Origin of the sequence: Streptomyces litmocidini (assembly GCF_014649755.1) — a bacterium.
Classification (GTDB): domain Bacteria; phylum Actinomycetota; class Actinomycetes; order Streptomycetales; family Streptomycetaceae; genus Streptomyces; species Streptomyces litmocidini.
The window spans coordinates 1-11,347 of the sequence record NZ_BMTQ01000003.1 but is presented as its reverse complement, the minus strand read 5'-3'; the positions used below and the strand labels follow the sequence as shown (position 1 = coordinate 11,347).

General features: G+C 69.3%; 7 protein-coding genes and 3 pseudogenes. 7 read left to right on the top strand and 3 right to left on the bottom strand.

Features of this window, described 5'->3' with window-relative positions:
* Positions 1-352: 352 nt before the first annotated feature.
* The 4 genes and pseudogenes from IE180_RS06665 to IE180_RS06650 all read left to right on the top strand — a co-directional run.
* Positions 353-880 (top strand): annotated as a pseudogene (locus tag IE180_RS06665) (transposase family protein); the annotation flags it as partial.
* Between the two features lie 283 nt (positions 881-1,163).
* Positions 1,164-1,712, top strand: a complete 549-nt coding sequence (locus IE180_RS06660; protein ID WP_190155838.1) for a hypothetical protein — start codon at positions 1,164-1,166, stop codon at positions 1,710-1,712.
* A 22-nt stretch (positions 1,713-1,734) separates the two neighbouring features.
* A complete protein-coding gene (locus tag IE180_RS06655) occupies positions 1,735-2,271 on the top strand; it encodes a hypothetical protein (RefSeq protein ID WP_190155837.1) in 537 nt (178 codons plus the stop codon).
* 29 nt (positions 2,272-2,300) lie between these two features.
* Complete coding sequence (locus IE180_RS06650) at positions 2,301-4,436, top strand: ribosome-inactivating family protein (protein WP_190155836.1); 2,136 nt, start codon at positions 2,301-2,303, stop codon at positions 4,434-4,436.
* Between the two features lie 79 nt (positions 4,437-4,515).
* On the opposite strand, the pseudogene IE180_RS37470 reads toward IE180_RS06650, so the two are convergent.
* Positions 4,516-4,836: pseudogene (locus tag IE180_RS37470) on the bottom strand (transposase); the annotation flags it as partial.
* Positions 4,837-4,905: 69 nt separating this feature from the next.
* The gene (locus IE180_RS06640; protein WP_190155835.1) at positions 4,906-5,622 is read right to left on the bottom strand and encodes a DUF1345 domain-containing protein; all 717 of its coding nucleotides are present in this window, start codon (positions 5,620-5,622) and stop codon (positions 4,906-4,908) included.
* Between the two features lie 667 nt (positions 5,623-6,289).
* Here IE180_RS06640 and uvrA point away from each other — a divergent pair.
* Complete coding sequence (gene uvrA, locus IE180_RS06635; RefSeq protein WP_190155834.1) at positions 6,290-8,758, top strand: excinuclease ABC subunit UvrA; 2,469 nt, start codon at positions 6,290-6,292, stop codon at positions 8,756-8,758.
* Positions 8,759-8,818: 60 nt separating this feature from the next.
* Positions 8,819-9,235 carry an AMP-binding protein gene (locus tag IE180_RS06630; protein WP_190155833.1) on the top strand — a complete coding sequence of 139 codons (417 nt, stop codon included), beginning with the start codon at positions 8,819-8,821 and terminating at the stop codon, positions 9,233-9,235.
* Between the two features lie 182 nt (positions 9,236-9,417).
* Here the strand turns inward: IE180_RS06630 and IE180_RS06625 are convergent, their stop codons facing one another.
* Positions 9,418-10,617: an FG-GAP-like repeat-containing protein gene (locus IE180_RS06625; RefSeq protein WP_190155832.1), complete on the bottom strand. Its 1,200-nt coding sequence runs from the start codon at positions 10,615-10,617 to the stop codon at positions 9,418-9,420.
* A 190-nt stretch (positions 10,618-10,807) separates the two neighbouring features.
* Here IE180_RS06625 and IE180_RS36180 point away from each other — a divergent pair.
* Positions 10,808-11,097: pseudogene (locus tag IE180_RS36180) on the top strand (HNH endonuclease); the annotation flags it as partial.
* Positions 11,098-11,347 lie beyond the last annotated feature (250 nt).

The following is an 11,347-nucleotide window of genomic DNA, read 5'->3' as shown; positions in this document are numbered from 1 at the left end:
GGGTTCCGGCCGAGGCCGATGCGCTGAGTGAAGGGCTACGTCAAGGAGCGCGAGAGCACCTGCCCATCCCAACCGCGCCTTGGGACCAGCGACCGGGCTGCCGAACCAGCAGCAGACGTGCATGGGGCGTGTTCCGCGTGCGGTGCGCCCCGTGGCACCACTGTCCGCCCGAGCTGGCCTGTCACCTGCCTGCGGAATGTGCACGGATTCGCCTGCGGCCGCCCCGGCGGCTCGGGCGCCGAGCCTTTTCCGACCCGGTCGTAGCAGGCACGAGTGGGACGCTCCTGCGCAACGACGAAGCTCCTGGTGGTGGTGTCAGGACCCAGATCCACCGTGCTGCCGGGAGCCTCACGTGCTCGTCCCCCCGTCGTCGATCGACCTGTCCAGTCGCACCCTGCGGTATCTGGCCGGACGACTCACCTCCCGGCGGCAGGAGATCGGTACGCGGTGGCGACGACTGACGCCAGGGCGTCAGGCGCTGCCCGCCCTCGCCCACCTGCGGTGCGGTGACACCTGCGCCCGGCTCGCCGCCGGGTTCGGCATCGGGATCGCGACCGCCTTCCGCTGCATACGCCAGGCCGTCGACGTACTGGCCGCCCTCGCCCCGTCCCCGGCCGAGGCGATGAAGACGATCCGGGCGAAGGCGTTCGTGATCCTGGACGGCACCCTGCTGCCGATCGACCGGGTCGCCGCCGACACTCCGTGCTCCTCCGGGAAACAGGAACGCCACGGCATGAACGTCCAGAGCCTTGCCGACCCGTTCGGACGGCCGCTCCGGGCCTCGCCGGCTCTGCCCGGGTCGACTCACGACCTGACCGCCGCACGCCACCACGGGGTCGTCGAAGGCTCCGCTGCAGCACACACCGGATCACGGACGTGGTGAAGGACGTCGTCGTCCTTCACCACGCCTCGACGTGAGGTTGGAAAAGTCTCACCAACGCCCCACCAACGACCCGGAGCCCGAACCTTTTCTGATCGGTAGTCATTCATTAGCGAGTCGATAGCGAGGAAGGGGAAAATTGGAGCACTCGCCGCACCGCGGAAGATGAAGTCTAAGGTTTCGCTTCTTGCGGGGGAGCGGGCGATTCAATCGCCATTGAATCATGTCGGGAGTCGACGGTCCTCGGTATGGCGAGCCGACGTGATTTCATGAAGGAGCTGAAATGGGAATCTCCAGGCGTCAGGCGGAGCGCAGGCGCGGGTCACTCCTCCCTCTGGTGGTAGCCACCGCCGCCGTTACCGTGCTGGCGACGCTAGGTATTACGGGGACGTCTACGAAAACTGGTGGCCAGGCGCTGGTGACGGCGTCGTATGTCACGAGCCAGCCCTCCTATGATTCTGATTTCATGCTGCTTGAACCGACGTACACCACCGCGCAGATCCATCAGAAGGGTCTCAACATTCCTGATGATGACACCGGTGTCGTGGTTCCCTACTACGGACCTTTGGGGTGGAATCCCGGCGCGCAGAAGAACAAGGACTGGATCGGGATTTACGAGAAGGGCCAGTTGGACGCCGCCCATCGCATCGACTGGGACTGGGTCTGCCCCAATGAGATCGGAAAGTGTGCCTCGTTCGGAGCGGCGGTCGTCCCGGCTGGAAACGACGGGCTGGCGTCCGGGAAGACGTACACCGTCGCGTACTGGGTCGGCGCGGCGAATGAATCAAAGGGCAGACCGGCGGCCACGGTCGATTTCGTCATCCCCTGGTGAACCTCAAGGAGACAACAATCCCATGCGAACGCGAACACGTTTCTTCGGCCGCTGGAAAGACTCCCGGCGCAACCTTCTTGCCGCCGTCCTGACCGCCGCCGTCACCACCGCAGCCACCCTGGGCGTGCAAGCCTTTGCAGCGAACGGCGAGACCGTGCAAGGCCACAAGTTCATACTCGTGGACGCCCTGTGGACCACCGCGCACATTCGCGAGAAGGGCGTTCTCCAGGAGCTGGATACCGGACTGGTCGTCACCTACATCACCCCCACCGGCCGGGTTCCCGCCAACAACAAGGACTGGATCGGGATCTACGAGAAGGACCAGTTGGATACCGGTCACCGCATCGACTGGGACTGGGTCTGCCGTTCTGCGGAACGATGTACCTCCCACGGCTCGGCGGCGATCCCGGCCGGTGACGACGGGATGCTGCCCGGCAAGACGTACACCGTGGCCTATTGGGCCGACGGTGCCAGGGAGTCGGACGGCTCGCCGGTGGCCACGATCGACTATGTCGTGCCGTGGTCGGGGATCGCCCCGCCCGTGCACGACGAACTCTGAGGAATCCGATGTCCGGAAGAGAGCACCGTATGTTCCCCAAAATCATCCGTGGCCTTCTCGCGATGGTCCTCGGAGTCTCCCTCCTCCCGGCCCTGGCGAGTCCCGCCTCCGCCGTCGAAGAAGATTTCATCTCCAACTACAGAAACCTCGTCCAGGACATCCGGGACGGGGTGGCCAGGGGCGGGGCGCGCACCACCGGAACAAGTTCGGCACAGACGCAGCCGCGTGAACTCGGCGACGGCATGGCCGTGGTGTCGCTCAGGGACATCACCCCCGATCACGCCCCTGAAGTCCAACTCGTCATTAATCGAACGAACACGTACGTCCAGGGCTACTACCTGCCGGCCCAGAACCGGTACTACAGGTTCCCGAACCCGTCCACGGATGACATCAACGCTCTCCCGGCCGGCACCAACCCGCAGCTGTACACGCTGAATTTCGGCGAATCGTATCCGGACATGGGATCCAGCGGGCTCACCCGAGCGATTCCTGACACCTCGGACCGCCGGCCCATCAACATCAGCTGGCCGAGCCTCCAGCAGGCGATCACTGCGCTCGGCGCAACGCAGTCCGGCTCCCTGCGAAGCGACAACCTGGGCGAGCCTCTCACGATGGTCATCGTGGCCCTGGTGGAGGCAGCCCGGAACCGCCATATCGAAGACCTGCTGATAGAAACCTTCAGGACCTGGGGTTCGCTGGACGCCAGCACCATCGCGGTGTTCGTCAACAACTGGGCCACGATGTCCGACACCTACGCTCAGCGGAGTGAGACGAACAACTTCTACTTCCAGTACACCTATTACGACGCCGGGCACCCGGTGACGCAGTTCGTCAACCGGGTCTGGCTGGGCGCCTGGCTGGCGCTCCTGGCGCGCCCGAACATGAGATCGATGCCCATGTGCTCCGACGACCCTTCCCTCCCGCCCTCGCCGGAATGCGCGCAGCCCACCCCAGGCACATCTGTGGCGAACGCCCCGGCGGCGTCGACGCGGGCCGCCTACAGCTACATCGCCGACACGCAGGACGAGTTCGGTACGGGCATCGGCGTCCCCCGCAGCTACACCGGCGGTTTCTTCGGACCCGGCACCAAGTTCGGGACCGAGGGCTACCAGTCGTCGTTCACCTACGACAACGCCGTCACCGTCATCGCCCTGGCGAAGGGAGCCCGTCGTGACCTGACCCGCGCGGTGCGACTGGGCAACAGCCTGCTGTATGCCCAGGACCACGACCCCGAGAACGACGGCCGGATCCGGGCTTCGTACCTGCCCAATCCGTTCGTCACCACGCTCGGCCGCGACTACCCGGCCGGCACGCCCTACATCGGCGGCTGGTCGGTCTACACCGGGAACATGGCCTGGGCAGGCATGGCGTTCTGCCATCTCTACAAGGCCACCGGCGACGGCAGGTACCTCGACGGAGCACTGCGGGCTGCGAATTGGATCCAGACCAACTCGGCCGACGACCGCGGAGCGGGCGGGTACATCGGCGGATACGCCGACACCTCCACCGCCGAGGACGGCAGCGGCATGGTCAAGCGGACCTGGAAGGCCACCGAGCACAACATCGACGTCGGCGCGTTCTTCGCCATGCTGAACCAGCTCACCGGCGACCAGGTGTGGAAAGCCCGGTCGGACAACGCGTTCGCCTTCGTCAAGACGATGCTGAGCGCCGACCGCAACCACCTGTGGACCGGCACCGGCCTCGACGGCGTCACCACCAACGAGGACGCCGTGCCCGAAGACGTGCAGACCTGGAGCTACCTGGCCACCCTCGACCCCGCCTACGAGCGCACCGTCGACTGGGCGGCGGGACGCATGGCCGCCACGGACGGCCCGGTGGACCCCGGCACCGATGAAAAGCTGTTCAAGGGCGTCAGCTTCGGCGCCATGGACACCACCAAGGTCTGGTTCGAAGGCACCGCTCACCTCCTGGCCGCCTACCACGTCCGCAACAAGACCGGCGACGCGGCCGGCGCCGCTGTCCTCCAGAAGACCCTGGAGAACGCCCAGACCTCGGCCCCCAACAATGACGGCCGGGCGATCGTCGCCGCCTCCGACGACGGCCTCGACACCGGCCAGGGCGACCTCTACTACGCCTCCCGCCATACCGGCGCCACCGCCTGGTACCTCCTGGCCGGTGTCGGAGCCAATCCCTTCCGCCTCTGACCACCTCGGTCAGACGCCGTAGACGGGTCCTGACCAAGATCCACCGTCGGCCAGAAGCTTCGTATGCCTGTTTACCCGGCTACCGGGTCACCCGGCTACCTGGCCAACCCGGTTCCCAGACGTCGTCCCATTTGGTGAGTCTGCGGCAGCAGACGAGGGTGCGGGTGATGCTGGTGAGGGCGAGGAAGCGGTCGGCTTTGCGTTGGTGGCGTCGGTGGAGCCGTCGGCAGCCGACGAGCCAGGCCACGGTGCGTTCGATGGTCCACCGGTGTCGTCCGAGCCGCTGAGAGGATTCGATGCCTTTGCGGGCGATGCGGTGTCGGATGCCTCGGCCGGAGAGCCGTTTCCGCAGGTGGCGGTAGTCGTAGCCCTTGCCGGCGTGGAGCTTGCCGGGCCTGCGAGGATGCCGAGACCGTGACCGTGCGGCCCTGCCGCCGTCGTAAGGAGGAGGCCCGGGCCACGCGGCCGGTCAGTGCAGGATGCTGACGGCCCGGGCGATCACGAGGAGCGAGGTGACCAGGGCGGAGACGCTCTGGATGCTCATCAGGAGCTTCGCGCGGGTCGACAGCGGCATCGTGTCGGTCGGGCTGAACGCCGTGGAGTTCGTGACGGACACGTAGAGGTAGTCCACGAGGGTGGGAACCCAGTCCGACGTGCCGCTGGCGCCGTCGGCCACTTCCTGGACGGCGTCGTCGTTCTCGTCCTGCGAGAAACGGAAATCCGCCAGGGGCAGGGCCGAGCGGGGCGCCTGGGTGCGGCTGACCGGGCCGCCGCGGTCCAGCTCCCAGTAGGCCAGGCCGAAGACGATGATGTTGGTGAGCCACACCTGCAAGGCCGCCACCAGCAAGGACCGGCCGTCTTTCACCCCGGCGTACACCAGCTCGTGGACCAGGATGACCAGTGCCATCAGGTTACTGATGGCGATGACCGCCACGAGCGTGAGGGAAAGCACCCGGAACGCCTTCGTCTGCCGGGTCAGACGCTTCGGGTTGATCGCGATCAGCGGAACGAGCAGCAGGCACTCCAAGGTGGGCAGCACGTAGCGCGGAGCGACCAGCAGCCGTTGCGGCAGGAACAGGTACAGGGCGATCGCGGCGAGCGTCGCGACGACCGCGGGCAGCCGTACCTCACCCCTGCGCGCGTGCCGGGGATGCCTGGTGCTCGCTTCCGCACGCGTACGTGCCATCCCACCTGGTCCTTCCGGTCGCCGCCACTGACAGCGCCACGACGTCTGCGTCCTTCAGCGGTACAGGCCACCGGGCACCTCCAGCATCTACCCCGAGTACGGCTGTCGCCCACCTGCCCGGTCCGGCGCGGGGTCAGCGGAGCAGGACAGCACGCGCCCTTCCGCGCGGGCGGGGCCGGTGGCGTCCGTGCGGCCTGCCGCAGCTCGTAAGGGAGCGGCCCGCGCCGCTTCGGCTCGATGTCCGGCGCGGCGGCGACGTCCCCGTACCCGTCCTGCCCCGGCCGCGACCAGTCCTGCGCGGCGACACCCACCGGACAGACACCCGTGGCCGCGACGCACCGGCCGCCACCGACAACGCCCCGGCCCCTCGTGACGGCCAGGGTGAACGAGTACACGGACAGGAAGGGGACCGCGCTCGTGCGGCGCGGGAGACGACCTCGCAGCGGAACGGCGTTCCGGTGGCATTCTCCGGGCCCCCTCGACGAGGGAGCGCCCGGCGACCCCACCCTGACCCCGGCTCCCCACCGGCCGACGGCCGACGGCCGACGAGCGCCAGACGGGCCACTGCTCTCCCCCGTCCGCGGGGAGGGCCGCCGGTGGCGGCGCCCGCTTCGCCCTCCGCGGCGTCTGTCGCGCGGTTCCCGGCGCGATCAGGTAATCAGGAAGGGTGAACGAGAACGCGACCGATCCCTTCGTGCACGTCAGGGGCGCCGGTGAGAACAACCTGCGGAACATCGATGTCGACGTTCCGCGGGACGCGATGGTCGCCTTCACCGGCGTCTCCGGTTCGGGCAAGTCCTCGCTCGCGTTCGGCACGCTCTACGCGGAGGCCCAACGGCGCTACTTCGAGTCCGTGGCACCGTACGCCCGAAGGCTGTTGCAACAGGTCGGCGCACCGCATGTGCAGGAGATCACCGGACTGCCACCGGCCGTGGCCCTGCAGCAGCGACGCGGGTCGCCCAGCTCGCGCTCGACGGTCGGCACCCTCACCACGCTGTCCAATCTGCTGCGCATGCTGTACTCCCGCGCCGGCACCTATCCTCCCCGGGCCGCACGGCTGGAGGCCGAGTCGTTCTCGCCCAACACCACGGCCGGCGCCTGCCCGGAGTGCCACGGACTGGGCGTCGTGCACGACGTCGCCGAGGACCTGCTGGTCCCGGACCCCTCGCTGAGCATCCGCGAGGGGGCGATCGCCGCCTGGCCGGGCGCCTGGCAGGGCGCCAACCTGCGCAGCGTCGTGAACGGTCTGGGAATCGACATCGACCGACCGTGGCGCAGGCTCAGGAAGAAGGACCGGGACTGGCTGCTGTACACGGACGAACAGCCCTCCGTGTACGTCGAGCCGGAGGAGAACCGCGTCGACTACGGATACCAGGGCAAGTTCTGGAGCGCCCGCAAGCACGTCATGCACGTCCTCGCCGCCTCCAAGAGCGAGAAGATGCGCGAACGGGCGCTCCGGTTCGTCAGGAGTGTGCCCTGCCCCGAGTGCCACGGCAGCGGACTGCGGCCCGAGGCGCTCGCCGTGACCTTCGCCGGACGTTCCATCGCCGAGATCAACGCGATGCCGCTCACCGAGGCCGTGGCGCTGCTACGGCCCGTCGCAGGGCGGTCCCAGGCCGACGCCACCACGCCGACCGCCCGCTCCGGGGAGACGACCGAGGTCGCGGTCCGGATCTGCGGCGATCTGGTCGCGCGGATCGACGTACTGCTCGACCTGGGCCTCGGATACCTCAGCCTCGGGCGCCGCTCGACGACCCTGTCGCCGGGCGAGGCGCAGCGCCTGCGGATCGCCACCCAGCTGCGCTCGGGACTGTTCGGCGTCGTCTACGTCCTCGACGAACCCTCCGCGGGCCTGCACCCGGCTGACGCGGAACCGCTGCTGGACGTACTGGACCGCCTCAAGGCGGCGGGCAACTCGCTGTTCGTCGTGGAGCACGACATGGACGTGGTACGGCGGGCGGACTGGGTGGTCGACATCGGCCCCGGTGCGGGCGAGGACGGCGGACGCGTGCTGTACAGCGGCCCGGTGGCAGGTCTTGAGCAGGTCGGGGAGTCGGCCACGGGCCAGTACCTGTTCGGGCGCGCCCGGCCGCTCGGTCACCGCCCGCGCACACCGCACGGCTGGCTGCGCCTGCGTGGCGTCTCCCGCCACAATCTGCACGACGTGTCCGTCGACGTACCGCTCTGTGTACTGACAGCGGTGACGGGCGTGTCCGGTTCGGGAAAGTCGACGCTGGTGACGCAGGTGCTCGCCGAAGTCGTCCGCGGCCACCTCGGACTCGTCCCCGAGGAACCCGACGAGGCGCACCTGGAGGTCGACGTCCAGGACGCGTCGGGGATCGAGTCGTTCGACCGTCTGGTCCTGGTCGACCAACGGCCCATCGGCCGAACTCCCCGGTCCAACCTGGCTACGTACACCGGGATGTTCGACGCGGTGCGCAAGCTGTACGCGGCGACGGACGAGGCCGGGGCGCGCGGCTACTCGGCCGGGCGGTTCTCCTTCAACGTGCCCGAAGGCCGGTGCGAGACCTGCCAGGGCGAAGGATTCGTCGCGGTGGAACTGCTGTTCCTGCCCGGCACCTACGCGCCGTGCCCGGCCTGCGAGGGCGCCCGGTACAACGCCGAGACGCTGGAAGTCACCTACCGAGGCAAGAGCATCGCGGAAGTGCTGGCGCTGTCCGTCGACGCCGCCGCCGAGTTCCTGTCCGCCGTCCCGGCCGCCTCCCGCAGTCTGGAGACGTTGCGCGAGGTGGGACTGGGATACCTGCGGCTGGGCCAGCCCGCGACGGAACTCAGCGGCGGTGAGGCACAACGCATCAAACTGGCCACCGAACTGCAGCGAGCCCGCCGCGGGCACGCGCTCTACCTGCTCGACGAGCCGACGTCGGGGCTGCACCCCTCGGACATCGCGCTCCTGCTGCGACAACTGCACCGGCTCGTCGACGCCGGCAACACGGTCGTCCTCGTCGAGCACGACCTGGACACCATCGCTACCGCCGACTGGGTCATCGACCTCGGCCCGGGCGGCGGCGACGCGGGCGGGCGGGTGGTCGCGGCGGGCCCGCCGACCAAGGTGGCGCGGTCCCGCCGCAGCGCCACCGCACCCTATCTCGCGGCCCGGCTCGCGCACTCCTGACGCCGGCGCGAGAGGCTGAGCACCGGGGAAAGCCGATGACCAGGTGCAGGCCGTGATCGGGTGTTGCTCAACTCGTACGGTCCGACGGAGAACGGCGCCGTCTCCACGGTGCACGAGATCCTCGACGCCGTGCCGCAACCAGGCCCGGTCCCCATCGGGCGGCCGCTGCGCGGCACCCGCGTCGAGGTCGTCACCGCGAGCGGCGCGCCGGCCTGCCCGGGCGAGACCGGCGAGCTGTTGCTGGGCGGCGACGGCCTGGCCGCTGGGTACCTCGGCACGCCCGCGGCCACCGCCGAACGGTTCGTACCGGACCCGTTCGCCGAGCGGGGCGGCCCGCTCCCGTACCGCACCGGCGACCTGGCGGTTCGGCGCCCGGACGGAGTGCTGGAGTTCTGCGGGCGCACCGACCGGCAGCTCAAGGCCGCCGGGTGCCGCGCTGTGGTCGGGCCGGGCGGTCAGCGCTCGTACGTCCGCTGACCGAGGCCGCCCGTGACCGGCTGCTGCCCCGGAGCCTGCGAGACCACCGTCGTCCACTACACCGCTCCGTGACGGTTGTGCCCGGGCAGACCGCACCTGCGGTCTGCCCGGGCACATGTCCGATGAGAGCCGGGCCGGCCCGGAGCAGGTCGCACGGGGTGGCCAAGCCGTTCAAGGGCGGGTCAGAAGGCGGTGGCGTCTTCCAGGCCCCACCAGGATCCGTTGTAGAGGTCGACCTTGCGCAGACCGCCGGCGGCGAGCCCCTGGTACTGGTAGAGCGAGAAGCCGTCGGACGCTTCCAGGTCGGGCCGTCCGTCGCCGGAAGTGTCGCCGACGCCGAGGAGGGGGTTCATGGCGTTCCAGCCACCGGTGCCGATGAGCTTGCGAGCTCCGAGCGTCCGGGTCGAGGTGCCGGGGTAGAGCCACAGCTTCCCCGTGGCCTTCTCACGGGCAACCAGGTCGGCCCGGCCGTCGCCGGTCATGTCACCAGCGCCGACGAGGGCGTTCATGGTGTTCCAGCCGCCGGTGCCGATGAGCTTGCGCGCGCCGAGGCCCCCGCTGCCGGTGCCGGGGTAGAGCCAGAGCTTGCCGGTGGCCTTCTCCACGCCGAGAAGGTCGGAGCGGCCGTCACCGGACAGGTCGCCGAACGCGGCGAGCAGGCCCATGGTGTTCCAGCCACCGGTGCCGATGAGCTTGCGCGCGCCGAGGCCCCCGCTGCCGGTGCCCGGATAGAGCCAGAGCTTGCCGGTGGCCCTCTCGCGGGCGATCACGTCCTCGCGGCCGTCGCGACTGAAGTCACCGTGCCGCACCAGGGCGTTCATGGCGTTCCAGCCGCCGGAGCCGATCAGGCGCCCGGTACCGTTGCCGGGCATGAACCACAGACGCCCGGCCTCGTCACGCAGCACGGCATCCGCCCGCCGGTCGCCGTTCATGTCGCCGAACCCGCCCGCTCGCGGCGACGTCGCCGTCTCCCAGTAGGGATACGGCTTCGCCTCACACTCGCGCAGCGTGGGCACGAGCTTGATGGAGCTGGTATCAGGGTCGCCGCCGGAGGTCGGATAGTTCTGGTCGGGGGTATCCCACGAGTACCCGCCCGCGAGTCCGTAGTTCTGCTGGTCGTACATGCAGACGTTCAAGCCGGTGCGGTTGTATCGCGTCCCGATCTTGTTGTCCCAGCTCCCCAGCGTGGGCATGCTCGTGTTCGTCTTGAACATCGGTCCCGCGCTGCTGCCGTCGCTGCTTGCCCAGCCGCAGAAGTAGCCCTGGGGGCAGTCGCTGAACGCCGCCTGCGCGGGCGCCGCACCGGCCCCGAGCAGCCCCAGCGATGTGAGCCCCAGCGTCATGGCCAACGCGGCCGCGCGCTGAAGCAGAGTGTCGCGCATGGATTCCCTCCCTCACGCGGCACGGAGAAGAGTCTCGACGTGCCGCGCCAGGAAGATATCCCACCCTACGGACAGCTGAGCAAGCGATTCGGCGCTGATCATCGGCTTTGTGGCCGCGCCGCCCGCCAACCGGCGACCGGGCGCGGTCGCAGCTCCGAATATCGCGCACTTGGAATGACGCTCCCTGCCGGCTGGGGCGAGCGCCTGGGACGCCAAGCGCCGCGAGGCGCACGCCAACGACCAGGACGCCGCCACCAGTCTGGTGGCGGTGACCGCGTGCTCAAACCGGCAGAAGGCCGACCAGGGCCCCCGGAAGTGGATGCCGCCGGCCCGGAAGCCACCTGCCGGTACATCTCCGAGTGGGTCGCCACGAAGCTGCGCTGGGGCCTTGTCGCGGACCAGGGCGAGGTCGATGCGCTCGCGCTGTACGCCGACGGCCCGTGCGAGGACACGGTCGTCCACTACACCCCGGCCGCATGAGGCGGTGGGCCCTGCCGGCCGGCAGGGCCCACCGCTCTGGCGTCGTCTGCGCCGCGCCATGAGACGTACTGGGCCGCCCGGTCGGATCTGTATCGCGCGATACAGATCCGACCGGGCAGGATCATGCTCCGTCGCGCAGGACGAAGGCCATCACGGCCCGGGCGGCGCCCGAGCAGACGCCGCCGATCGCGGCCCGGGCGGAGGCCGGATGCCAGGGCGTGCGGTTCGGCCCGGAGGCGGATTCGTTCGG

Excerpts from the sequence above, each read along its gene's own strand:
- IE180_RS06660 (WP_190155838.1), top strand. The coding sequence starts at position 1,164 with ATGGGAATCTCCAGGCGTCAGGCGGAGCGCAGGCGCGGGTCACTCCTC.
- IE180_RS06655 (WP_190155837.1), top strand. The coding sequence starts at position 1,735 with ATGCGAACGCGAACACGTTTCTTCGGCCGCTGGAAAGACTCCCGGCGC.
- IE180_RS06650 (WP_190155836.1), top strand. The coding sequence starts at position 2,301 with ATGTTCCCCAAAATCATCCGTGGCCTTCTCGCGATGGTCCTCGGAGTC.
- IE180_RS06640 (WP_190155835.1), bottom strand. The coding sequence starts at position 5,622 with ATGGCACGTACGCGTGCGGAAGCGAGCACCAGGCATCCCCGGCACGCG.
- IE180_RS06625 (WP_190155832.1), bottom strand. The coding sequence starts at position 10,617 with ATGCGCGACACTCTGCTTCAGCGCGCGGCCGCGTTGGCCATGACGCTG.